Genomic DNA, 22,909 nt, shown 5'->3' with positions numbered 1-22,909 from the left:
AACAAACGCGCCTCTCCTAATAAGGAGGGCGCGCTGCCGGTAAGTTCATATGAAGGCTGTCATCGTCACACCGCTGTGCAGCTGCGGCTGAATTCTATTGCTGCTTCGCATACCATTCAGAGAACTGCTTCTGGTATTCGGCGATGTATTTGTCGATACCGGCCGCTTTTAACCGCTCAAGGGCCTTAGGGAAAGCAGAATCATAATCACTGAAACCGCTGCCGATTGGGGCCAGGTATTCGGTGAATACGCCGTTCAGCTTGGTTTCTTCATTCTTGACCGGAGTATTGTCGAAGTTGAAGCCTGCGCCTTTGGAGATAATTGCTCCGTCATCCCATGCTTTGTAATCGGCAATGAAATCATCCGGTACGGTGTTGTCAAAGCGCATGAAGTTTTTGTTCATCAGCAGCCAATCGGGAATCAGTGAATCGGTATTGATTTTGGTCAGACGGCCGTTAGCATCCAGCGTATAATCGGTGCCTTCAATACCATAGGCGAACAGGTCGTACAGCTCCTGTTTTTTTTGCAGCAGGTTGAAGAACATGACATAACGCTCAGGGTCCTTGGCTGCGGCAGAGACGAAGAAGGCGGTACTGTAGGTGCCTCTGCTGATTTTTGGACGGCCGGTGCCCAGGAAATAATTAACCAGCTTGGCTTCAGGCACTGCCTGCGAGATGGTAGCTGCGCCTTCGAACGGACGTGCTGCGGTTCCTGCCCAGAACATTGCTTTGCCGGAGTTCCAGTCAGACTGCAACTGAGGCACATTCGTTGCGGCGTATTTCGGAATGATCCCTTTCTCGTACCACCCGTGCATCAGACCGGCATAGGTCTTGAATTCTGGGGATTCGAACCAGCTGATAATCTGATCATCCTTGGCAGACTCATCGAGGGCGATGAAATCATTTTGCCAGTACAGATTCTTGTCGGTGAAGTCATATTGCAGCATTCTGCGGGCGTCCGTGTTGGCATATCCGATCAGCTCGGGGTGAAGCGCATGGACTTTATCATAGAATTGCTCAAGCTCCGCAAGAGAGGAGACCTGTGTCATTCCTGCTTCCTCCAGCAGATCCTGCCGGACCAGCACACTGTAAAATTCAGCGGAATTCGGTTTGTTGCCTACAGGTACCGCATATTGTTTCTCCTCTAGCTGGAAGGCCCGGAAGGATGCCTCGTCCACTGCCGCACTCAAATCCGCTGCTGCTGCAGAGATATAGGGAGTGAGGTCGGTGTAGAGTCCTTTGGCGACAGATTTCACCATATAGTTGGCATCCGTATAGGTCGCGAAATCTTCACCGGTCGACAGCATCAGGTCCGTTTTGCCGCCGCCGTATTCCGTCCAGGGCAGGAACTGAAATTCAACCTCGGCATTGATTTCTTTTTTGATCACATCATAGAACTCCGTCTTGGCCAGCTCCTTCATCCGGTTCGACTCGTCCCCGTACAGTACGATCTTCAGCTTGGCCGGCGCCAGAGCCGTGCCTTCAGTCCCGCTGCCCGCCGCCGTTGCCGGTGCTGAGCCTCCATTGCTGTTGCTGTCCGTATTACCAGGGTTAGCGCTTTCATTATTGCCCTGCGAACAGCCGCTTACCAGGAATACAGTTGCCAGGAGCAAACTTAACCAGCCTTTTTTCTTTGTCATGATGAACACCCTCCTGAATTAGAATTAATCTGTGAGGCTTATATTGCCAAGGCGGTGCTCCCGTAAGCTTATTGTACAACATGTCGGAGCACGGGAGCACACACCTGATGCAACCAATATTAGGTCAATGTGTCCGGAGGATCAGCCTTTCACCGAACCCACGATAATACCTTTAACGAAGAATCCCTGGAGAAAAGGATACAAAATAGCGATCGGCAGAACGGTCAGACAGGTCATCGCCATCTTCGCAGTCTCCAGCGGCGGGGCAATAATTGCACCTCCCACCTGTGCGGCATTGCCGGAGGCCAGGAACTGAATGTTCGCCATCATGTTGTACATCAGGTATTGGATCGTATAGAGATCCTGATTGTTAACCAGCATCAGCGGCAGATAGAAGTCATTCCAGAACTGGAGCGCATAAAAGAGTGAAATCGTCACCAGTCCGACCCGGCCGAGCGGAATCATAATACTGAAGAAAATCCGCAGATGGCCTGCCCCGTCGATCTGTGCCGACTCGACAATCTCATGCGGGATGCTGCGGAAGTAGTTGGCCATAAGGAACATCAGGAACACACTTAGCACATAGGGAATGAACAGGCCGAGCAGCGTATCGCCAAGGTGATAGTATTTGGTGCTCAGCAGATACCACGGCAGTGTGCCGCCGCTGAACAGCATCGTGAAGTAGGCAAAGAAGGCGAAAAAGTTCTTCAGCCGGAAATTCCGGACGGAGATGACGTAGGCATAAGCAGTTGTCACCAGTACAGCGGTCAGCGTGCCCAGTACTGTTACGACCAGCGACATGGAGTAGGCCCGCAGAATCTGCTCTGCTTTGGAGCCAAACAAGAATTGATAGGTTTCGAACGTGAACCCCCGGGGCCAGAAGGAATAGCCCTCCGCAGCAATTCTCGACTCTGTAGATAGAGAACCGGATACCGCCAGCACGAACGGCACCAGGCAAATGACCGAGAATACCGCAATACAGACATAGAAGAAAATAACCAGCCCTTTGTTTTCAGTAGTTTGCATCGTATCGGTCTCCTAGAATAGTTTGCTGTCTTTGTCATACCAGCCGGCCAGCTTGTTGGCTACCAGCACCAGAATGAATCCAAAGACGGATTGATAGAGCGTAATGGCGGAAGCGAAGCCGAATTCACCGGAACGGATGGCCGTGCGGTATACATAGACGTCGATAATATCGGTAGTGGGCAGCAGCAGCGGATTAAGGAACGTTACGCCCATGATCATACTCAGATCGCCCTTCAGCATGCCTCCGATTCCGAGCAGTGTCATCAGGATGATTGAAGGAATCAGCATGGGTATCGTGATTTTGGTGATAATCTGCCAGCGGGAGGCACCGTCGATCCGGGCCGCTTCATAATAGGAGGTGTCCACTCCCTGTAACACCGCATAGTAGATGATCGCACCGTAGCCGGCACTTTTCCAGATATTCGCCAGCACCAGGATCACTACGAACAGCCACGGGCTAGAATACCAGTCCATTTGCGACAGGCCAAGCGATTGCAGCAGCTGGTTGAGAATCCCTTTGTCATAGTCGAGCAGGGAGAACAGGATGGCTCCGATAATGATCCAGGAGATGAAATACGGGAAGAACATGACACTCTGGGTGATTTTGATAAACCACTTGCTGCGCAGCTCATTCAATATAATGGCGATAGCCACCGAGAAAAAAGTGCCGGTCAGCATGTACAGCGCATTCAGCATAACTGTGTTGCGGGTCGCCCTCAGGGCATCCTCCATACTGGAGAAGAAAAACTCGAAGTTGGAAAAGCCCGCCCACGGGCTGCCGAAAATCCCGTCGTTAAAGTTGTAGTTTTTGAAGACGAGAATCAGTCCGCTCATCGGCAGGTACGCAAATAAAATCAGAATGATGATGCCCGGCAGGGCCAGCAGATACAGCGAGCTGTCCTTCTTTAGGGATTTGCGGAAGCGCCGGGCGCTGACAGTCCGCGTTGCCGGGACAAGCTGTCCCGGGGTGCCGGGTGTTGCCTCTTGCGTCATATACAGTCCACTCCTTTATGCTAGCGTTATCATTTCATCCCGTGATTCAGGAGAACGCTTTACAAGGCAAATCATAATCCGGCGCAGAATGTAAACGCTATCATAATAAACGGGAAAAAGTTAAAAAATGCGGAATGAGCGGGCTTAAAAAAACAGAAAAAGCAGAAGTTTTCTGTATTGGGATGGTTAAATGCCTGATACAAGCGGGGAAATGGCGTTGTGAATGGGAAGGGAGTTTTGGATTTGGGGGACAAGTACAACTTTAGAGCAAAAGAAGTGAGTTCGTTCAATGCAGCAATTTATGTATTCAGCGTTCCAACTGAAAATTCAGAGATAGTTGTATTCTGTACAATTAAAACCAGCGAAAAGGTAGGCTTGCATCGTATAACTGTATTCTGTACAACTAAATTTGCTGGAACGAGTGAAAACTATTAACAAGTGCCCGTTTAATTGTACGAAATACAACTAAACGGAGAATTGGTGGGAAATCAGACGATTTAGTTGTACAAAGTGCAGTTAAGTCTAATGCATACAGGTAGCTGGTTACTTTAAACCACAAACCGCAAACCTTACTAGGCAATTTGCCAATGTGGTTTTCATTAATTTATTTCTGACGTTATAGTAGAGGCGAAGCTGTGGAGAATGAAATGGTGGATTGAAAAGTTAAATGATAGACTTGAGGAAGAAAGCATGGGGCTGGCGCGAAAATCCTGCATAAAAGAGACAATTTCATAAACATTTTTCACCAGGAGAATTCCGTATTAACCGCTTTTCTTGATGATCGCTAGCACTGGAAATAGAGTGATCTCCGAATATTTATTCTTAATAATAACGATTTTGTACGTGTAACTATGCTCGGATTTGAATTATGAAATTGTCTCATATGTACAACATTTAAGTCTTTACAGAGCTGTACCGTGTAAAAGGTAAGAGAGTTAGTTAGGATAAGCCAACAGATTTGGGCAAAATCCACAACCGTTCATAGGGAAATAATCCTTTTCCGCATAGAAAAAGATAAATAATTTCAATTGTTTTAATTTGAAGGGAGCAAAATAATGAGAGGTCGTGTGCATACAGAGTATCGGCGTTTAGGGTTTTTTGCTGTAGAGACTGAAGACCATGATTTCTCCATAATAGAGGTTCGGAGCGGGCTCCCATCCTTAGGTGACGAACTGGTTGGCGAGCTTAATTCACTTGGTGAAAAGCAGCTATACAATGATACAACTCTAGAAAAATTGGATTTGTCTATTAAATTTATACATTTAATCCGTGATGATGTGAAGAGAGCTATTATAGATGCTGTAAGAGGAAAGTAGGAAGAAGACTCACATAACTGAAGTGTTTGTAATAGAAAATTTGATCAAGAACACAGCTTTGGATCTGGCTAAGAATGATTTGGAGTTTGGATAAGAAGAATATGTTGCAAACGGAGAATTTCCAATAGGTGATGAATATATGAAGAAAAAAACTAGGGAAATCAAGGTTCAAGATAAAAATTACGTTTATGTGATTAACCAAAAGTACCACCAAGGCGTAAGCGAAATCAATCTTTCTGTATCATTAAAAGGACAGAAGAATGTGGCATGCTCTTTCCGATTTTGTACATGGGATGACCCAATCTCAGGAAGTCCTCTGCTAGTTGGTGTTCGCTTAAAGAAGACGGACTCGGATGATATTGAAGATTTTAACTTAAATTACCCGGGAGTAGTGAAGCAGTTTATAGTGTATGGTCTGGAAAATGGGTGGAGTGGATCAAACAGAATTGAGTTCAGTGATGGGTTAGAAATACTCGAGAATATGGGATATGACGTGTTATGGCTTAAAGCTGGACCTAGACCGCAATAATTAATGGGTACTCTTATACAGGAGGGCACTAGGATCGTCGGATATGCAGAGGTAACACAAATTTTGAATGAACTATTGATAAAATCAGATTGATTCGGTGAGCACTTATCATTAAGAGGTGAGGATAATTAAAAAATCGAAAATTGAATTTAAAATGCGTCTAAGGGATGGTTATCCGGGACCCATACGTTTTGCGGATTTTATAGTTGACGGACAATCCTTATATGATAGTTATGCTAAGCATTATGATTTTGTATCATGCTTAGGGTGGGGCAGTGAGGATTTTCAGCTAAAACACATTTCAAGGTTGATATTATTGAGTCAGCCAGATTTCCCCAATGGAAAGAATTCAATATATATATGCCCTGCATGTGCTGATCTGGGGTGTGGGGCGGTATATTCATTTATTGAAATGAATAAAGACATTGTAACTTGGACTTTCATTGACGGCAGAGAACAGTTAATTAATAACTCAAAAACGTTTCACTTTGATAAAGAAGATTATATTAAACAAATTAATAGTACATATGGATTAGGCGGGTTTAAATTCCCTTAGGGGGAGTAAACCTTATTCATAAGGAGTAAAAAACTTAGCTCAACAAACCAGCGGCATTCCAGGACCTCATCCGTCCTTGGCTGCCGCTGTTTCCATTTCCCCCTATCCGTCCCTGTCCGTTCCCCTCCAGCCCCCACTACTCCTGCGACTGCAGAATGTGATTCATTCTCCATTTGGACGGTGTGACGCCATAACGCTTTTTGAACTGGGTTGTAAAATAAGTGCTGCTGTTATATCCGACCCGGCGGGCAATCTCGCGGATATCGAGCGTAAGATCCGTGACCAGCAGCAGTTCTGCCTGCTCCAGCCGCAGCTGGTTGACGAAGTCCGGGAAGCTGCTGTCCACCTCTTCGGCAATCAGCCTGCTGAGGTAGGCAGGGCTGACCGACAGCTTCTCGGCCAGCGCATTAAGCGACAGGGCGGGGTCGTTATAATGCTCCCTAATATAAGCGGCAGCCTCGGCGGCAATGCTGCGGGTCTGCACCGCACTCATGCTGGCAATCCGTCCCACGGCTGCGCTGCAGCTGTGTTCAATCCACTCGCGCAGCTTGTCATAGCTCTGAATCCGCCACACCTGCTGATAATCATCCAGAAAGCCGGAATGGCGGTTGCCCCCGCTGCTCAGATCTGCCGTACGGTTCAGCTCAAAGGCAAGCCTTGATACAGCAACGGTAGCAGACTCTGCACGGTAGCTGCAGGCTACCGCCAGCAGTCTTTCCACAGCCTGCGGGATGTGGCTGGCCAGCTCCGGCTGTTTTACCGCCTGCAGTACCGGCTCAAGCGCACTGTCTGGAACCGGGCTGCTGTTCAGATGGACGGTATCGTCGGCGAATATGATATTCTGCTGTGCATGGAATTTAAGATATTGCATGCAGTCTGCTGCTTCAGCGTATTTGGACTTCAGCAGGCCCAGATCACTTTCCAGCCCGCTGATGCCGAACGCGCAGCGGCCGCCGGACTTAAGGTATATTGCAGCGAGCTCCTCCCATGTACTGCGGTAATGGGCATAATCCCCGAAGCTTCCGCTATAGAGCTCACTCAGAATAAGGACGGCCGACCCTTGATGGGGGCGGAAGATTTGAACCTCGGCCAGCTCCGAGAATGCAGTTTGAATCCGGTGAATGACTTCCTGGACAGGTTCCGGGGCATTCCCGGTCTGTCCCGGTTCCAGCACGGCCAGTACACAGACACAATAAGCACCTTCCGTTGCGCCGATGCCCATCATCGGGAGGCCGCCGGAAGGGTCTGCCGCACCGCGCGGGGAGAGCAGCCAGCGCATCAGGGCACTGCCGTCGCTCTCCTTCTTGAGCTGAGCCAGCTTCACACCTATAGATTCCAGCTCCAGATTCACGGTATCCAGGTCACTGCCGGCCTTCAAGGCTTCTTCATTGCCGGAGATATTAGCGATGCTGCCAAACAGCCTGCCGATCGGTTTATAGATCTGCCGGGAAATCAGGTTGGCAGTTACAGCAGCAGCCAGTATTAGAGCCAGGCAGAGACCAATCATCAGATTGCGGGCATTTGCAAGCTCACGGATGCTGTCTTTATAGTACATCTCTGATACAAACCACAGCTTATCCTGCGCGGAATACACATAAGTAATCAGCTGCTTGTCTCCGTTGCCCTTATAGACGAAGGAGCCACTTCCAGAGGTGGAGGCAGCGACCTGCTTCAGCATCTCCGGATGTAAGGTGCTGCCGGAGAGTGTGCTGTGCATGAGAATTTCGCCATTCTGGTCAATGACGGCATAACGTGTAGTTCCGCCTTCTTTTTGAGTGAACAAATTGTTCTGGAGCTTGGCGAGATTGACGGTCAGCGCAACTGCGCCGTAATATTCGCTGTCTGCAAAGGCCCGGTCGTTATAGAAGACGGTCAGCAGGGTGACAGGCGTGCCGTTGTTCTGGGTGGTTTGCCACACAAAGGGAGATTCAATAATACGGCTGCTCCGCATCCTCCGGGCCAGCTCCAGCTTGGCTTCCGGGCTTAGCGGCATGTTCTCATAGATGACAGAAGGTTCCTTCTCCCCGAAGATATAGGCGTTCTCCAGATACTGGTTAACGACCAGCGCACCGCGAATCTGGCTTAAGACACTGTAGAGCTGGTCACTCCAGTCCGTCTCTCCGCTCCGCATCAGGGCACTGATGTTCGGGTTGGCATAGAAGTCCATCGTATAGTTCTGAACAATTTCCTTATAGTTCGTGAATACGGTTTCAGTATTTAGCAGCACATTCTGGTTAGCCTTGTCGACATTATCAATCGATATGTTCCGGTACCAGTAGAAGATCACCATAGCCAGTACCAGAATGCAGCAGACAGAGATCAGGGTCAGGCTCATAAAAAAGCGGGTATACAGTTTCTTTCTCTTTCCCAAGATGATCGCCCCTTTATGTAAATCCTACTACACCTATTCTAGGGGGACAAGCTATTCATTGACAAGATGGGAGATGGAGCCAAATAGCATGAAAGTATAAAAAACGGGAAAAAGAGCATAGAAAGAGCAAGAAAGTTGAACTTATACGAACTATAATTGGTTATGCTTACATTTCGCTCGTTTGAAGGAGGATTTCTGTATTGAGAACATTCCGCAATCCGGTGCTGCCGGGCTTTTACCCTGACCCTTCCGCTATCCGCGTAGGTGAGGACTATTATCTTGTCACGTCGAGTTTTGAATTTTTCCCCGGTGTTCCTATCTTCCACAGCAAGGACCTGGTGAACTGGCGCCAGCTTGGCCATGTGCTCGACCGTCCGTCCCAGCTTAATCTGGACCACACGATTCCGTCGATGGGCATTTGGGCCCCTACTATCCGTTATCATCAAGGTCTCTTCTATATGATTACAACCTACGTGGACAATAATAAGGATCAGCATAATTTCTATGTGACTGCCACCGATCCGGCCGGAGACTGGTCAGATCCGGTCTGGCTGGAGGATGCACCGGGTATCGATTCCTCCCTGTTCTTCGATGAAGACGGCAAGGTATATTACACCGGCAACCGTGTTCCTCCCGAAGGCCAGGATTATCCGAAGCATATGGACATTTGGCTGCAGGAGATTGACCTGGAACAAGGCAGACTCATAGGTCCGAAGCTCAGCATCTGGCAAGGTGCCCTTAAGGTGGGGCATGCGCAAGAGGGACCCCATGTCTACAAAATCGGCGGCTGGTATTATGTGCTGATTGCCGAAGGCGGCACCGGCCATACCCATGCCATCACGATTGCCAGAAGCCGGAAGGTGACCGGCCCTTATGAAGGCCATAAAGCGAATCCTATTCTGACCCACCGTCATCTCGGCAGAGAATATCCAATCGTGAATGTCGGCCATGGCGAACTGGTGGAGACGCAGCATGGAGACTGGTGGATGTTCTGTCTTGCTTCCCGGACCTGCGGCGGATATTACCGCAACCTGGGGCGTGAAACGTTCCTGACCCCGGTGAAATGGGAGAATGAATGGCCTGTAGTGAATCCGGGCAAAGGCGTGCTGGAGCTGGAAGCGGCAGCGCCTGATCTGCCGGAAACGAAGTGGCCGCAGCTGCCTGTACGTGATGATTTTGAGTCCGCAGAGCTCAGCCTGATCTGGAACTTCCTGCGGACACCGCGCGGGGAATTCTGGAGCCTCACCGAACGCCCGGGACACCTGCGGCTGCAGCTCAAGCCAGAGCAGCTGACAGAGATCAGCAATCCGTCTTTTATTGGAAGACGCCAGCAGCACTTAAGCTTCAGAGCGGCAGCTGAAATGGTCTTCAAACCGGGGGCACCAGGTGAAACCGCCGGACTTATCCTGATTCAGAATGCGGACAACCACTTCCGCTATGAATTGAAGCTGGAGGACGGGAAGCAGGTGCTGCAGCTGATTGTGCGCAGCAGAGGGGACGAGCGGCTGCTGGCATCGGCGCCTTATCCGCAGGACAAGGTGCAGCTTAAGGCAGAGGCCAGAGGACAGGACTACAGATTCTATTATAGAGCCGACGAATTCGGCTCATGGACGGCATTACATGAACGTGCTGACGGAAGAGTACTCAGCACGGACTTGGCCGGAGGATTCACAGGGGCGTACATTGGCATGTATGCCAGTTCTCAGGGGGCGCCAAGCACCAATTATGCCGATTTCGACTGGTTCAGCTATGAAGAAATTGAATAGACGGGAAGGAGGTAGCCTATGAACAGCCTACAGGATTCCAATCATTATCCTGTACCTGAACTGCCGCGAATTCCGGAGCGGACGTTCAGGATTACAGATTATGGCGCAGCAGAAGGAGAGCTGCTGTGCACTTCTGCCATACAGAATACGCTTGATGCCTGCGCAGCTGCAGGAGGCGGAACGGTCATCATCCCGCCGGGAATATGGCGTACGGGACCGCTGACGCTGCACAGCCGGATTAATCTGCATGCCGAGCGCGGGGCACTCGTATGTTTCGAGCCGGACTTCGCGCTGAATCCGCTGCTCTTCTCCCATTATGAGGGGAATGCTGGCTGGCGCTGTCAGGCTCCGCTGGATGGGGAAGCTCTCAGTGATGTAGCCATTACCGGCGAAGGGATATTCGATGGAAGCGGCGAGGCCTGGCGCCCGGTGAAACGCTTCAAGATGACGGAACTCCAGTGGCAGAGCCTGATTGCCTCCGGGGGAGTGCTGGATGAGCCGAATGAGATGTGGTGGCCTTCCCGGGAAGCATTGGAGGGAGAAGCCTACTACCGGCGGCTTCTGGAGGAAGGGCAGACTGAAATGGAAGCTTATCTGCCTGCCCGGGCCTATCTGCGTCCTGCACTGCTAAGCCTGCGGAACTGCCGGCGGGTGCTGCTGGAAGGAGCCACCTTCCAGAATTCACCTGCCTGGTGCCTTCATCCTATGGGCTGTGAGCAGGTTACCGTCAGGCACATCCAGGTGCGTAATCCATGGTACTCACAGAATGGGGACGGGCTGGATCTGGAGTCCTGCACACATGCCCTTGTGGAGCATTGCCGGTTCGATGTAGGAGATGATGCCATCTGCCTGAAGTCGGGCAAAGATGAGGAAGGCCGCAGAGCCGGGATGCCCTGCCAGTATATTACCATCCGGCATTGTACGGTATATCACGGACATGGCGGAGTGGTGATCGGCAGTGAAATGTCGGGCGGAGTGCATGCGGTCAGAGTCAGCGATTGCCTGTTCATCGGCACGGACATCGGGCTGCGCTTTAAAAGCGCCCGGGGAAGAGGCGGCGTAGTACAGGATATCCGGATGGAGAATATCCGGATGACAGGCATTATCCATGAGGCGGTTTCTTTCCATATGTTCTATGCGGGAGTTGAGGGCTCTGAAGGCTACGATGAGCAGTCCTTCCCCGTTACGGAGGAGACTCCGCAGTTCCGGAATATCACACTCCGGAATATCACCTGCCATGGTGCGGCAACTGCGCTGCTGGTGAACGGATTGCCGGAGATGCCGCTTGCTGAGCTGACGGTGGAGAATTTCAGCGCCATAAGCAAGCGGGGAATGGTTCTGCGGTACGCCAGCAATCTGAAGCTGGACCGGATCCGGCTAGGGACAGAGGAAGCACAGCCCGTGAAGATGCATAAATGCAGCCATGTAGAGCTCATCCGGTCCGGAGAACTCGTGATCACGGAGAGCTCAGGCTAATGTCCGGGAGAGGCGCGCTATTCTTCTATCCTTCAATCAGACTTGGACGACGCCCGCGACCTGGATGCCTTGCGGTATTGGAGCGGAGTCAGCCCAGTTGATCTTTTGAAAGTTTTATTGAAGTGGGACAGATGCTCGAAGCCGACTGTGGAAGCGATCTCCTGAATCTTCACGGAGGTTCCGGCCAGCAGGCGCTGGGCCTCACGGACTCTGACATGAACAATGTATTCACGGAAATGAAACCCGGTCAGGCGGTGAAAGACGCGGCTCAGGTAAGACGGGCTGATGAAGAAGTGTCCGGCAGTCTCTTCCAGCGTAAGCGCTTCGCGGTGATGGCCCCGGATGTAAGTGGCGACATCGGTTACCAGATGATGCAGCGGGTGCTTCGTCCCGCCGGCCTGTGTCGTACTCTCCGAGCGCTGGAGCAGAATCATCAGCTCGGTGAATATCGCCACGATGGAGGCTTCATACAAAGGCCGCTGGATACGTGCTTCCTCCAAAATACGGTTCAGCAGTGTCTCCGCCTCATTCTGTTCGCGCAGGGTCAGCCTGAACAGACGGTAGCGGTGGTTCTGAAACCACAAGGCTTCACCTTGCAGCACAAGGGGCAGCAGATCAGGATCGTAATTGATCAGAATCCGTTCAAATTCGGCCATTTCGGAGCTTGCAGTAGCATGCAGCTCCCGGCCGGGAATCAGAATCAGCTCGCCCTTGTGAACCGTAACGACCCGGTCATCCACAAAGTATACGCGCTCACCTTCTGTCAGATAGTACAGCTCGGTGAGTTCATGGCTGTGGGGGCGCGGCATCGCAGTGATGCCTTTGCGCTTCATATGCTGAATGCTGAACCGTCCTTCTTCTATATGATATTTCGGATTAGGGCTAGTCACGCTGGTCATAAATCTCCTCTTCTCATATGAACCGTTACGGTTATTATAGAATAAATAGAGGTCGCCATGAAAGGAGCCGCACATGTTAATTACAGTATCGAAGAGTCCCGGAGAAGGATATAGCAGTCTGCAGGAGGCGCTGGATTCCATTCCGCCGCAGCAGAAGCAGGCCGTAACCATCCGGATCAAGCCCGGCATTTATGAGGAAAAGATTACAATCGTCCGCGAAGCCCCGCCCATTCTGCTGCTGGGGGAGGACCCGCATTCCACCGTGATTACCTGGAATGATAATGCCCACACTCTGGGAGCGGACGGTGAACCGCTCGGTACCTTCCGCAGCGGCACCCTGAATGTGTTCGCGGAAGGCTTCACAGCCGAGAATCTGACCATCCGGAACGCTTCCGGTCCGGGAACCGGACAGGCGGTGGCAGCTTTCGTTGATGCCGGACAGGCGGTGTTCCGGCGCGTTCGTCTACTGGGTGACCAGGATACACTCTATACAGGGCAGGGCAAGCAATACTACAACGACTGCTATATTGAAGGCGATGTCGATTATATTTTTGGAGCCGCCACGGCGTTGTTTGAGGGCTGCCATCTGCATAATAAGCGGTCCAGAGGTTATATTACAGCCGCTTCAACACCGGAGGAAGCAGCATTCGGCTATGTGTTCCTGAATTGCTGGATTACCGGCGGCGAAGATGTCAGTGAGGTGTATCTCGGGCGTCCTTGGCGTCCTTATGCGCATGTAGCTTTCATCCGCACGGTCATGGACGGTTCAGTGACCGGCGAAGGCTGGCATAACTGGGGGCAGCCGGACAGGGAGCAGACCAGCCGTTATGAAGAATACGGCAGCAGCGGGCCAGGGGCCTGTCCTGAGAGCCGCGCTGCATGGTCGCGCCAGTTAACTACAGAGGAAGCTGCGGAGTACCGGGTTCTGACCGTTCTGGACGGCTGGCATCCTGAAGGCTATTAAGAACCAGGAGGAACCCTGATGGAATCATTGGAACAATATATGAAGCAATTGACCGCTTCCGCAGCGCAGGACGCTGCCTTCCGTGAGGACATTCCACACGGGGAGTGGCGGGCAAAGCTTACTGCAAGCTTTACCGGACGGCTTGGCGGCTTTCCGGAGGAACGGGCAGCGCTTGCACCTGTGCTGCTTGAGCGGGTAGCCTGTAACGGATATATACGTGAGCGTGTGGAGATTACCACTTATGAAGGACTTAGAATGGCTATGTATCTTCTGATTCCGGGGCAGCCGTTATCTTCTCCCTGCCCGGCTGTTCTGGCTATTCATGGGCACGGCTACGGCAGCCGTGAGATTACCGGCCTCAATCCGGACGGCTCGCAGCGGCAGGGTGACCCGGGGCTGCATAAGGATTTTGCCGTCTCACTGGTGAAGCAGGGCTTCGTGGTCGCAGCGCCCGAGGTGCTCGGCTTCGGAGACAGACGGCTGGCAGAGGATCTGGAGAGCGGTGAGCCCGGGCGCAATTCCTGCTTCCGCCTATCCTCTGCACTATTGATGGCGGGGCAGACGATGGCAGGCTACCGGATCTATGAAAGTATGCGGGCGCTCGACTATCTGCTGACGCGGGAAGAGGTTAACGGTGAACGATTAGGCATTATGGGTATTTCCGGCGGCGGGCTGGTGGCTGGCTTCACGGCTGCACTGGATCAGCGGATCAGCTGTGCGGTCGTCAGCGGGTATGCCAATACGTTTGCGGACAGCATCCTTACCCGGAATCATTGTCTGGACAATTATATTCCGGGCATTCTGCTGGAAGCAGAAATGCCGGATTTGCTTGGTTTGATTGCCCCGCGCGGCCTGTTCCTGGAGTCGGGAGATACCGATCCTTTGTTTGGTCCGGCTGGCGCGAAGCAAGCCCTGGACCGGCTGGAGGCGATCTATAACGCAGCAGGGCATGGCGGACAGGTGGAGGCGGATTTTTTTGTTGGAGGGCATGAAATACACGGGGAGCCGGCATATGCCTGGCTGCGGAAGCAGCTTGCCGGTGAATGAGCTCAGACTTAGGCTTGGAACATAAGCGACAGGAGGAATAATGATGTCTATCACAGAAACAACAACGTCAGGTTTGTCCCGCAGAATCGCGGATACCTTCATCAGTCAATGCAATGAACACGGGGAACATGAGTATGTCATGGAGCGCTGGGCCTATGTGCCCGGTATGCTGCTGATGGCAGTAGCCCGCGCCGGTGTGCAGCATGGGGAGTCCGAATATCTCTCCTTCATGCAGCGGCATATGGATAGCTTCATCGGGGAGGACGGCTCGATCCGCACCTATTCGCTGGAGGAATATAACCTGGATCAGATCAACCAGGGCAAGAATCTCTTCTACCTGTACCGGCAGACCGGGGAAGCGCGTTACGCTGAAGCGGCTCATCTGCTGGCGGCACAGCTTATTGGGCAACCCCGAACTTCAGAAGGGGGATTCTGGCATAAGAAGGTGTATCCTTTCCAGATGTGGCTGGACGGATTATATATGGCTTCGCCGTTTCTTGCCGAATACGGTGCCGTATTTCAACGTCCCGAGCTGATAGATGAAGCTGCCCGTCAGCTGCTATTGATTGAGCGCCGGACCCGTGACCCGCGGACCGGCCTGCTCTATCACGGCTGGGATGAATCCAAAGAGCAGGAATGGGCGGACTCGTCCACCGGCCTCTCTTCCCACTTCTGGAGCCGGGCGATGGGCTGGTACGCCATGGCCGCCGTGGACTGCCTGGAGCATTTCCCGGTCACCCATCCGCAGCGGGGAACGATCATCGGTATTTTCCAGCGGATGTGCGGTGCACTGCTTGAGGTGCAGGACCAGGAGACCGGCCTGTGGTATCAGGTGCTTGATCAGGCAGGGCGTAAAGGCAATTACCTCGAAGCCACCGGCTCCTGCATGTTCGTCTATGCGATGGCCAAAGCCCTGCGGCTGCGTTATCTGGAGCCTTCGTTCAAGGAAGCGATGCTGAAAGGCTACGGGGGAATCCTCACGCATCTGGTTACCGAAGATGAACAGGGCGTTCATCTGCATCAGATCTGCCACGGGGCAGGACTCAGCAAGGACCGGAACGGTTCCTATGATTACTACATTTCTGAGGCGATAGTCTCTGATGCGCCAATGGGTGTTGCGCCATTATTGCTGGCTTCCCTTGAGGTGGAGAAGTACCTTGACGGGCAATAGGCTGCTGCTGTCGGAGCAGACGAATACTTGAATACCGATGAATTGAGCGTCAACATCGTTATACAGCCGATCCGGGTCCGCCTTTTGTGATAGTATAGGATATTGGATACTTCTAATAGAGGACATGCGGAGGAAGCTATGAATCAGGAATTGCATAGAATAGCCGGGTGGATTAACGGTCAGGCAGAGAGAGTGATCGTGGGGATTTCGGGTCACGGGGCATCGGGAAAGACGACGTTTGCCCATCATCTGATCAGTCTTGTGGGGCAAGAGAATGTGAATGTTCTGAATACTGACCCTTACATTATCGGTTCTGATCTTAGGCGGTACGCAAGGATTGACTACGAATATAACAATGAACCATATCGTGATAAAATGACTGCCTGTCACCCTGCTGCCCATAACGTAGCTGCTTTGGAGAGAGACATCCGTATGCTGCGGGACGGCTTGGATCTGTATACCATCGGTACGCATTATAGCAAGAGTACGCTGTTATCTTCTGACAACAAGATTAATATTGTAGAAGGCATGAGCGTTGCTTTTACGGACCCAAGTCTGTATGATCTCAAAGTCTACTTATATACGGATGGGGAGACCGAGCTGAGGCGGAGGGGATTCCGTGATGTGGCTGAGCGGGGGGCGGATCTTCAGTATTTAATGAAATCCCACGAACAGCGCAGAATTCAGTATGAATTATTCATGCATCCGTATCATGAGAAGTTCGATATTGTGATCAGGAATCAAGATTAAGCTTAGTTTCGGCGAAAAGAGAGTCATACACAGCTGCGGCCCCAGCCTTCCGGTGACATGGAGGATTGGGGCTGCAGCTGTTTAAATTGAATGGCTATAACTGATAAAACATACTTCTCGATTTGCTGCTTATGATGCTTGTCGTGTGGAATGAAATCTCTCAGGTGTTCGCGAATGCTGAATTTATTGCCGTCTCCAATACGAATTGCCCGATCGCTTCCTGCTTGGTCACTGTCCTGGCGTATAGAACCGCATTGGCATTGAATTCATTAAAGTCCTGATGAACTGCCGTCAGCGGCTGGCCTTCCTTCACTTTGACAAAGGCCTCATCATAAAAGTATTTGTCCCACAGCATAATGTGGCAGAGCACGTAAGGGCCATTCCTTAAAAGAATCTTAACAGGCAGTATCCGCGGGAATGTGCAAGTAACTATAGGAAGAGAAATGCTGCATCCATACAACAAATCCGGATTATGGCCGCCTTTAGGAGCAAAATGTTGTATTATGGGTAGGCGTGTTGATTTCCCAAAAAAAGGGACGAAAAAGGCCGCCATTTCGGGTAATGGTAAGTACGACCAAACCAAACCGAAATGAGGCGACCTCATGAATAAATATACCCCATTTTTAGCCGTTTTCAAACAAGTGTTAACACCGGAAGAAGTCCAAATGGTGACCGGACAAACCGAGGACTACGTGGATAGAGGAACCAAAATGACCGTCGGGTTGCTGCTCGATTACTTTGTCCAAGCCTGCTACCACAAATGGGACGGATTCCGGCAGAGTGCCCGCTTAGGCCCAAGCTTTGACTTGCCAGAAATTCATTACTCCACCCTTTCCGGCAAGGCCGGTGAAGTCCCTTACGAAATCTTCAAACGTATCTTTCAAATGCTCGTCACGAAATGTAACCGCCAAACCCGGCGGCATTTGAATCTTCCTAAAGATCTTTTGCTGATTGACTCGACTACGGTCACGGCAGCGAACTCTCGAATGCCTTGGGCCTCGTACAAAAAATTCAGAGGGGGTATTAAGCTGCATGTTGCTCTTTCGCATGGCCAGCGTTCACCCCTGAACGTGAAGGAATCGATCGCGAAGCGCAATGACGCTCCGTTTGGAGAAGTCTTGGCAGATACGGACTACATTTTGGTACAGGATCGGGCGTATGGAAAAATCAGCAGATTGGATCAATATGTGCTCCAGGGCCAGTCGTTTGTGATTCGGCTCAAAGACAATCTCCATTTGGTGAAGCCAAGAGAACTCCAGCGACCCGCAGAGGGAGAAACGAAAATTGTTCGTGATATTACTTGTTATATCGGTCAAGGGAAGTGCCAATCTGCTCAGCGCCACCGGGTCGTAGAATTTGAAAATGACCGGGGTGAAGTCGTACGGGTCGTGACCGATTTGAGAAAAGAGTCCGCTCATGTGATCGCTGAAATCTACAAGGCACGCTGGGAAATTGAAGTCTTTTTCCGCTGGATTAAACAGCATCTGAACGTGCCATGTCTATTTGGAACCACCGAAAATGCGGTATACAGCCAATTGTTTGTGGCCCTTGCTGTCTATGTGCTTCTGAAACGCGTTTATGATGAAATCCACCCCAACGTGCCTGCCTTTGCTCAACTGACCCTTTGGGAATTTATGCAGCATTGGCGTATATTTAGTCTTCCGCTGGAGTGGCAGGTTCAACTTAGTCTGCTCAGGAACAAAGGGGTTTTGGGGATTATATCCATCCCATAATATGGGGAATCAACAGGCCTGTATTATGGGCATGATTATAGAAAATTTGCCGGACCCTCTACCACATACAGCGGGCCAATTGAGAATTAGTTTCGGCAACAGTAGCTGGAAGTCCCGACAGTCACCGTGGTGAAGCTGGGAGTATGTTAACAACTTAAAGTGAGCGGGTATGTATGGCTCTTTGTAGTAGAATCGCGTGCGCAGCATTGGTATACTTTAACAAAAGCTCCATCCGATCGTGATTTCAGGGAGGTCATCAGCCGTGAACGTAACGCCTGACTCAAAACTGCTGTGCAAGCTGAGAATAATGGTTGTGCTGTTCAGAAGCCTGGCCAGGGCAGCTCTTCCGGCTCTACTTCTGCTGGTTCTGGCTACAGGCTGCTCGTTATTTGATCGTGGAGGCTCATCCGCCATCAGTCACAAGATTGACGAGGAGAAGGATGTCATATCCTCTAACGGCAACGGGGTCAGCAATCTGGACAAGCTGGACAGCTTCATGGAGCGGGGAAGCGGCAGCCAGCGGATCGTGCAGTATACTATCGAAGGCGACCCGATCTTTATCGAATTAAGGTATAAAGGCGGACGGCTGGAGCTCAATTATGATACCACTGAGGATGCCTTTGGTTCCCGTGAAGTGAAGACTTACAGCTGTAGTGAGCTTGTACGGACGGAGGAGAAGCATCAGTTGAGGTACTCCCTGAAGGGCTGCGAGGGGGATATGGGGGATGGAGATTTACTTATCGTCAGCTTCGATCTGAGCTCGCAGGATAAATTTGAGTTTGTGCTCAAATACGGGGTTAATCACAGGAATGAGATCAATACGGTGAATCAGTCCCTGGTAAAAGATATGCTGAACGGTACTGCCAGCGAAATCAGCGATTTCTCCCTGCCGCAGGCAGACCGGCAGAGCATCTACCGGAAGCTGGTGCTGGCCAATTACTTTGTGGAGAAGCAGCTTAGTACAAGCTGCAACCTCAAGCCTTATGAGAGCTATGATCTGACGGTGATGATCAATAGTGCCGAGCGGCATTATGCCTGGAGCGAATGTGATACCGGCAGGGATGGCAAGACCATGACGGAGGCCGCAGATTACATTATCGGGCTTGTAGAGGCCGGGGATAGTTACTTACAGCTGCCTGCTGCTACAGGCGGCGTCAAATAGAATTACAGGAGGTTCATTATGCTGCAGCGGGTGCTGCTGATTGAGGACGATGAGGCAATCAGCGAAATGGTAGGTTCATATTTGACTAAAGAGGGCTACGAGGTGGAGACAGCATTTGACGGGGAGGTGGCGGTGAAGAAATTTCTGGGCGGTCCGCCATATGATCTGGTACTGCTGGATCTGATGCTGCCGAAGCGCAGCGGCACGGATGTGCTGCAGATGATCCGCAGCGGGAGCCTTGTGCCGGTGCTGATTATGTCAGCGAAGGACAGTGATGTAGATAAGGCGCTAGGGCTCGGCTTCGGCGCAGATGATTATATCACCAAGCCGTTCTCGATGATTGAGCTGGCCGCGCGGGTGAAGGCGGCGATCCGGCGGGCCGGGTACGCAGCGCAAGGGAGCCAGGCTGCCGCCGGCAACCTGACGCAGACCGGAGAGGAGCCGAAGCCGCCGAAGTCCAAAGTGATCGAACTGCAGGGGCTAACGGTCGATCTGGACAACTTCTCGGCGCGGAAGAACGGGGAAGAAGTGAAGCTGACCGCCAAGGAATTCCATATCCTGAAGCTGTTCGTGAGCAGCCCCGGACGGGTGTTCACGAAGGCGCAGATTTACAGTCTGGTCTGGGAGGATGATTACTTCGGGGATGAGAATGTAATCAATGTACATATGCGCAGACTGCGCGAGAAGATTGAGGATGATCCTTCCCATCCGGAATATATCCGAACGCTGTGGGGCATCGGCTATAAGCTCGGAGATATGCAGCAATGACAGCCTTGTTCATTATCATCATTGCTCTGCTTCTGCTGGTCCTTGTACTGCAAGTAATGAATTCGCGGCAGCACGCACGCCAGTTGAAATATATTCATACCAAGCTGGAGAGCATTGTGGAGCGCGGCTCGCATGAACGGCTGCTTCTGATGAGCAGCAGTCTGGAGCTGCAAATCCTGCTGACCGATCTGAACCGGCTGCTGGATGTCAATCATAAGGGAGCCGTAGAACGGGCCAGGCTGGAGAAGTCTATGCGCAGTATGCTGGCTAACATCTCCCATGACCTGAAGACCCCGCTGACAGTGGTGCTAGGGTATATTGAGACCCTGCTGCATGATAAAGACATGCCAGCGGAAGAGCAGGAACGTATTCTGCGCACCATACATTCCAAAGCGGGGGAAGTCATCACGCTGATGAATCGTTTCTTTGATCTGGCCAAGCTGGAGTCGGGGGACCGGGATATCCCGCTGTCACGTGTGGAGCTGGGTGAGGTCTGCCGCAGGAATATTCTTGTGTTCTACGATATTCTGAGTGCCAAAGGTGCCGACGTGCAGATCGAGATACCGGATGAGCCGCTCTATATGATGGGCAACGATGATGCGCTGGACCGGGTGTTGTCCAATCTGTTGTCGAATGCGATTGCCTACGGCGAGGCCGGCGGGGTACTGGGGCTGAAGCTCTACAGCACTGCCGGTCAGGTGTTCATAGAAGTATGGGACCGGGGCAAAGGCATTGCCGAAGGCCATGAGGACAAGGTGTTCGAGCGGCTCTACACCCTGGAGGATTCGCGCAACCGCGATTACCAGGGCAGCGGCCTGGGGCTGACCATCACCAAGCGGCTCACCGAGCAGATGAACGGCCGTATTTCCTTAAGCAGCAAGCCGTATGTCCGGACGGCATTTACGCTTTCTTTTCAGCGGCTGACCTTCTGAATTCCGGTTCTGGCGGGGCGGTCCGCGTATTCTGACGCAGCTTAAGATTTACGTAAGATTCAAGTAATAAAAAAGCAAACTCCGCCCTGTAGAATAAATACCAGGAAGACAAAGAAGAAGTCAAAGGGGATAACGGACATGACAACCATACTCCGGACATGGGATTTAACCAAAGTCTATGAGGAGAAGGAAATCGTACGCAGCGTGAATATGGAGATCAGGCAGGGTGAAATTTACGGGTTCCTGGGACCCAACGGTGCCGGCAAAACTACGGTGATGAAAATGATCACGAATCTGGTGAAGCCGACGGCGGGCGAGATTGAATTTTTCGGCGAGAAGATGACTCACCGCTCTTACGAAATGCTGAAGCGGATGGGCAGCATCATTGAATATCCGGTGTTCTACGACAAGCTGAGTGCCCGCGAGAATCTGGCGCTGCATGGCGAGTATATGGGATATTATGATCCCCAAGCGATGAAGGAAGCACTGGAGCTGGTGAAGCTGAGTGCCGTGGACAAGAAACCTGTGAAGCAATTCTCCCTGGGGATGAAGCAGCGGCTGGGCATTGCCAGAGCGGTGATGACCAAGCCGGAGCTGCTCATTCTGGATGAACCGATCAATGGGCTGGACCCGCTCGGCATCAAGGAACTGCGCGAGGTGTTCCGCATGCTGAGCCAGGAGTACGGCATGACACTGCTGATCTCCAGTCATATTCTGGGAGAGATCGAACAGATTGCCGACACCATCGGCGTGATCCGTGAAGGAGTACTGGTGGAACAATTGGCGATGGATACGATCCGTAACCAGAATACACAATACATTGAACTGATTACTGGCGAGTGCACGAAGGCTGTCTATATCCTGGAGCATAAGCTGGGCTTGACGAACTACAAAGTGCTCGACCCGCGCACGATACGCATTTACGACGAGATTCCGCAGCTGGAGCTGAGTAAGGCACTGGCTGAAGCCAATGTGGAGCTGGAGAGTATGAGCAAGAAGCATCATTCGCTGGAAGATCATTTCGTGGAACTGATGGGGGGTGCTGTCATTGCTTAAGCTGATTCGTCTGGAGCTGCGCAAGAGTAAGTTCGATTTTCTCAAAGGTATGCTGATCGCAGATCTCGCCATTCTGGGCTTCATGATCCTTATAGCTTTTACAGAGATGGACGATGGAGAATTCAGCACGTATACGGATTTATTCGACGGAGTGTTCGTTTTTGTAAAAGCGACCTTTATCATCTTTGCCTCTGTCCTGATCAGCAAGCTGGTGATCGACGAGTACAAGAACAATACCATCACTGTGCTGTTCATGTACCCGGTTCCGCGCAAAATGCTGCTGGCTGCAAAGTTAATCATTGTGTTTCTGTTTACCTTCCTCAGTATTTTCCTGTCTGATGCTGTAATCAGCGGCATTCTTACCGGGGTTGATTATTTCGTGCCTGACGTGATTCAGGGAACACTGACACAGGAGCTGATCACTACCCAGCTGATGAAGGCCGGGACGGATGCACTCTACGCTGCAGGCATTGCACTGATTCCGTTATACTTCGGGATGCGCCGCAAATCCGTACCGGCTACCATTGTCTCCGCCGTTCTGATTGTCATGCTGATCTCGTCCGGCTTCGGGAACGGGGGCTTCCGGATGGGCAATCTGATCTGGATTTCGCTCTCTCTGGCGCTGGTGGGAGTGGGGATAGCGTACCTGTCGATCCGGAATATTGAGCATCAGGATGTGGCTTAGCAAGAAAGGCAGACCTGCTGTTACCTGCAGAACGGGTGCTGTCCCTCACGGGATGGCACTGTTTTTTTGT

At 51.5% G+C, this 22,909-nt stretch carries 21 protein-coding genes; 15 read left to right on the top strand and 6 right to left on the bottom strand.

Annotation, left to right across the window (positions count from 1 at the left end):
* Positions 1-94: 94 nt before the first annotated feature.
* The 3 genes from MKX70_RS29570 to MKX70_RS29560 all read right to left on the bottom strand — a co-directional run bounded on the left by MKX70_RS29570 (position 95) and on the right by MKX70_RS29560 (position 3,658).
* Entirely contained in the window at positions 95-1,639 is a 1,545-nt protein-coding gene (locus tag MKX70_RS29570) for an ABC transporter substrate-binding protein (RefSeq protein ID WP_042234341.1), read from the bottom strand.
* Between the two features lie 141 nt (positions 1,640-1,780).
* Positions 1,781-2,665: a carbohydrate ABC transporter permease gene (locus MKX70_RS29565; RefSeq protein WP_039304534.1), complete on the bottom strand. Its 885-nt coding sequence runs from the start codon at positions 2,663-2,665 to the stop codon at positions 1,781-1,783.
* A gap of 12 nt (positions 2,666-2,677) precedes the next feature.
* A complete protein-coding gene (locus MKX70_RS29560; RefSeq protein WP_052416168.1) occupies positions 2,678-3,658 on the bottom strand; it encodes an ABC transporter permease in 981 nt (326 codons plus the stop codon).
* A 1,055-nt stretch (positions 3,659-4,713) separates the two neighbouring features.
* On the opposite strand from MKX70_RS29560, the gene MKX70_RS29555 reads away from it, so the two are divergent.
* The 3 genes from MKX70_RS29555 to MKX70_RS29545 all read left to right on the top strand — a co-directional run bounded on the left by MKX70_RS29555 (position 4,714) and on the right by MKX70_RS29545 (position 6,059).
* Positions 4,714-4,974: a hypothetical protein gene (locus MKX70_RS29555; RefSeq protein ID WP_042234345.1), complete on the top strand. Its 261-nt coding sequence runs from the start codon at positions 4,714-4,716 to the stop codon at positions 4,972-4,974.
* Positions 4,975-5,113: 139 nt separating this feature from the next.
* A complete protein-coding gene (locus MKX70_RS29550) occupies positions 5,114-5,503 on the top strand; it encodes a hypothetical protein (protein WP_042234347.1) in 390 nt (129 codons plus the stop codon).
* A gap of 316 nt (positions 5,504-5,819) precedes the next feature.
* Complete coding sequence (locus tag MKX70_RS29545; RefSeq protein ID WP_197073061.1) at positions 5,820-6,059, top strand: hypothetical protein; 240 nt, start codon at positions 5,820-5,822, stop codon at positions 6,057-6,059.
* Between the two features lie 136 nt (positions 6,060-6,195).
* Here MKX70_RS29545 and MKX70_RS29540 read toward each other — a convergent pair whose 3' ends face one another.
* The gene (locus MKX70_RS29540) at positions 6,196-8,430 is read right to left on the bottom strand and encodes an AraC family transcriptional regulator (RefSeq protein ID WP_042234351.1); all 2,235 of its coding nucleotides are present in this window, start codon (positions 8,428-8,430) and stop codon (positions 6,196-6,198) included.
* Between the two features lie 200 nt (positions 8,431-8,630).
* Between MKX70_RS29540 and MKX70_RS29535 the strand changes: the two genes are divergently transcribed.
* Positions 8,631-10,196: a glycoside hydrolase family 43 protein gene (locus MKX70_RS29535; RefSeq protein WP_042234353.1), complete on the top strand. Its 1,566-nt coding sequence runs from the start codon at positions 8,631-8,633 to the stop codon at positions 10,194-10,196.
* 18 nt (positions 10,197-10,214) lie between these two features.
* On the top strand, positions 10,215-11,672 hold the full coding sequence (locus MKX70_RS29530) for a glycoside hydrolase family 28 protein (RefSeq protein WP_042234356.1): 1,458 nt from the start codon (positions 10,215-10,217) through the stop codon (positions 11,670-11,672).
* A 32-nt stretch (positions 11,673-11,704) separates the two neighbouring features.
* On the opposite strand, the gene MKX70_RS29525 is transcribed toward MKX70_RS29530, so the two are convergent.
* Positions 11,705-12,571 (bottom strand): helix-turn-helix transcriptional regulator, encoded by an 867-nt coding sequence (locus MKX70_RS29525; protein ID WP_042234359.1) that lies wholly within the window; start codon positions 12,569-12,571, stop codon positions 11,705-11,707.
* A 73-nt stretch (positions 12,572-12,644) separates the two neighbouring features.
* Between MKX70_RS29525 and MKX70_RS29520 the strand changes: the two genes are divergently transcribed.
* From MKX70_RS29520 to MKX70_RS29505, 4 genes are all read left to right on the top strand, one after another.
* A complete protein-coding gene (locus MKX70_RS29520; RefSeq protein WP_042234362.1) occupies positions 12,645-13,535 on the top strand; it encodes a pectinesterase family protein in 891 nt (296 codons plus the stop codon).
* 18 nt (positions 13,536-13,553) lie between these two features.
* Positions 13,554-14,582 carry a dienelactone hydrolase family protein gene (locus MKX70_RS29515; protein ID WP_042234365.1) on the top strand — a complete coding sequence of 343 codons (1,029 nt, stop codon included), beginning with the start codon at positions 13,554-13,556 and terminating at the stop codon, positions 14,580-14,582.
* A 40-nt stretch (positions 14,583-14,622) separates the two neighbouring features.
* Positions 14,623-15,753 carry a glycoside hydrolase family 88/105 protein gene (locus MKX70_RS29510; protein WP_340841406.1) on the top strand — a complete coding sequence of 377 codons (1,131 nt, stop codon included), beginning with the start codon at positions 14,623-14,625 and terminating at the stop codon, positions 15,751-15,753.
* Between the two features lie 138 nt (positions 15,754-15,891).
* Entirely contained in the window at positions 15,892-16,503 is a 612-nt protein-coding gene (locus MKX70_RS29505; RefSeq protein ID WP_042234370.1) for a uridine kinase family protein, read from the top strand.
* A 160-nt stretch (positions 16,504-16,663) separates the two neighbouring features.
* Here the strand turns inward: MKX70_RS29505 and MKX70_RS29500 are convergent, their stop codons facing one another.
* Entirely contained in the window at positions 16,664-16,873 is a 210-nt protein-coding gene (locus tag MKX70_RS29500) for a hypothetical protein (RefSeq protein WP_042234372.1), read from the bottom strand.
* A gap of 232 nt (positions 16,874-17,105) precedes the next feature.
* Between MKX70_RS29500 and MKX70_RS29495 the strand changes: the two genes are divergently transcribed.
* The 6 genes from MKX70_RS29495 to MKX70_RS29470 all read left to right on the top strand — a co-directional run bounded on the left by MKX70_RS29495 (position 17,106) and on the right by MKX70_RS29470 (position 22,839).
* Positions 17,106-18,236, top strand: a complete 1,131-nt coding sequence (locus tag MKX70_RS29495; RefSeq protein WP_042233458.1) for an IS4 family transposase — start codon at positions 17,106-17,108, stop codon at positions 18,234-18,236.
* A gap of 262 nt (positions 18,237-18,498) precedes the next feature.
* Positions 18,499-19,398: a DUF4362 domain-containing protein gene (locus MKX70_RS29490; RefSeq protein ID WP_340841405.1), complete on the top strand. Its 900-nt coding sequence runs from the start codon at positions 18,499-18,501 to the stop codon at positions 19,396-19,398.
* Positions 19,399-19,416: 18 nt separating this feature from the next.
* The gene (locus MKX70_RS29485; RefSeq protein ID WP_081956444.1) at positions 19,417-20,166 is read left to right on the top strand and encodes a response regulator transcription factor; all 750 of its coding nucleotides are present in this window, start codon (positions 19,417-19,419) and stop codon (positions 20,164-20,166) included.
* Positions 20,163-21,098, top strand: a complete 936-nt coding sequence (locus MKX70_RS29480) for a sensor histidine kinase (protein ID WP_042234377.1) — start codon at positions 20,163-20,165, stop codon at positions 21,096-21,098. Before MKX70_RS29485 ends, MKX70_RS29480 begins: the two co-directional genes overlap by 4 nt.
* Positions 21,099-21,236: 138 nt before the next feature.
* On the top strand, positions 21,237-22,154 hold the full coding sequence (locus MKX70_RS29475; RefSeq protein ID WP_340841404.1) for an ABC transporter ATP-binding protein: 918 nt from the start codon (positions 21,237-21,239) through the stop codon (positions 22,152-22,154).
* Positions 22,147-22,839, top strand: coding sequence for an ABC transporter permease (locus MKX70_RS29470; protein WP_340841403.1), 693 nt, complete (start codon positions 22,147-22,149; stop codon positions 22,837-22,839). Before MKX70_RS29475 ends, MKX70_RS29470 begins: the two co-directional genes overlap by 8 nt.
* The last annotated feature ends 70 nt before the right edge of the window (positions 22,840-22,909 follow it).

Source organism: Paenibacillus sp. FSL R7-0312 (assembly GCF_038004445.1).
Lineage (GTDB): Bacteria > Bacillota > Bacilli > Paenibacillales > Paenibacillaceae > Paenibacillus_AQ.
Note: the sequence above shows the minus strand (reverse complement) of the source record. Positions and strands in the feature narration are given on the sequence as shown.

What these genes read in the sequence shown, in the direction of transcription:
- MKX70_RS29520 (WP_042234362.1), top strand. Translation starts at nt 12,645, where the DNA reads ATGTTAATTACAGTATCGAAGAGTCCCGGAGAAGGATATAGCAGTCTG.
- MKX70_RS29475 (WP_340841404.1), top strand. Translation starts at nt 21,237, where the DNA reads ATGACAACCATACTCCGGACATGGGATTTAACCAAAGTCTATGAGGAG.
- MKX70_RS29480 (WP_042234377.1), top strand. Translation starts at nt 20,163, where the DNA reads ATGACAGCCTTGTTCATTATCATCATTGCTCTGCTTCTGCTGGTCCTT.
- MKX70_RS29495 (WP_042233458.1), top strand. Translation starts at nt 17,106, where the DNA reads ATGAATAAATATACCCCATTTTTAGCCGTTTTCAAACAAGTGTTAACA.
- MKX70_RS29510 (WP_340841406.1), top strand. Translation starts at nt 14,623, where the DNA reads ATGATGTCTATCACAGAAACAACAACGTCAGGTTTGTCCCGCAGAATC.
- MKX70_RS29505 (WP_042234370.1), top strand. Translation starts at nt 15,892, where the DNA reads ATGAATCAGGAATTGCATAGAATAGCCGGGTGGATTAACGGTCAGGCA.
- MKX70_RS29515 (WP_042234365.1), top strand. Translation starts at nt 13,554, where the DNA reads ATGGAATCATTGGAACAATATATGAAGCAATTGACCGCTTCCGCAGCG.
- MKX70_RS29530 (WP_042234356.1), top strand. Translation starts at nt 10,215, where the DNA reads ATGAACAGCCTACAGGATTCCAATCATTATCCTGTACCTGAACTGCCG.
- MKX70_RS29525 (WP_042234359.1), bottom strand. Translation starts at nt 12,571, where the DNA reads ATGACCAGCGTGACTAGCCCTAATCCGAAATATCATATAGAAGAAGGA.
- MKX70_RS29570 (WP_042234341.1), bottom strand. Translation starts at nt 1,639, where the DNA reads ATGACAAAGAAAAAAGGCTGGTTAAGTTTGCTCCTGGCAACTGTATTC.
- MKX70_RS29555 (WP_042234345.1), top strand. Translation starts at nt 4,714, where the DNA reads ATGAGAGGTCGTGTGCATACAGAGTATCGGCGTTTAGGGTTTTTTGCT.
- MKX70_RS29565 (WP_039304534.1), bottom strand. Translation starts at nt 2,665, where the DNA reads ATGCAAACTACTGAAAACAAAGGGCTGGTTATTTTCTTCTATGTCTGT.
- MKX70_RS29485 (WP_081956444.1), top strand. Translation starts at nt 19,417, where the DNA reads ATGCTGCAGCGGGTGCTGCTGATTGAGGACGATGAGGCAATCAGCGAA.
- MKX70_RS29560 (WP_052416168.1), bottom strand. Translation starts at nt 3,658, where the DNA reads ATGACGCAAGAGGCAACACCCGGCACCCCGGGACAGCTTGTCCCGGCA.
- MKX70_RS29550 (WP_042234347.1), top strand. Translation starts at nt 5,114, where the DNA reads ATGAAGAAAAAAACTAGGGAAATCAAGGTTCAAGATAAAAATTACGTT.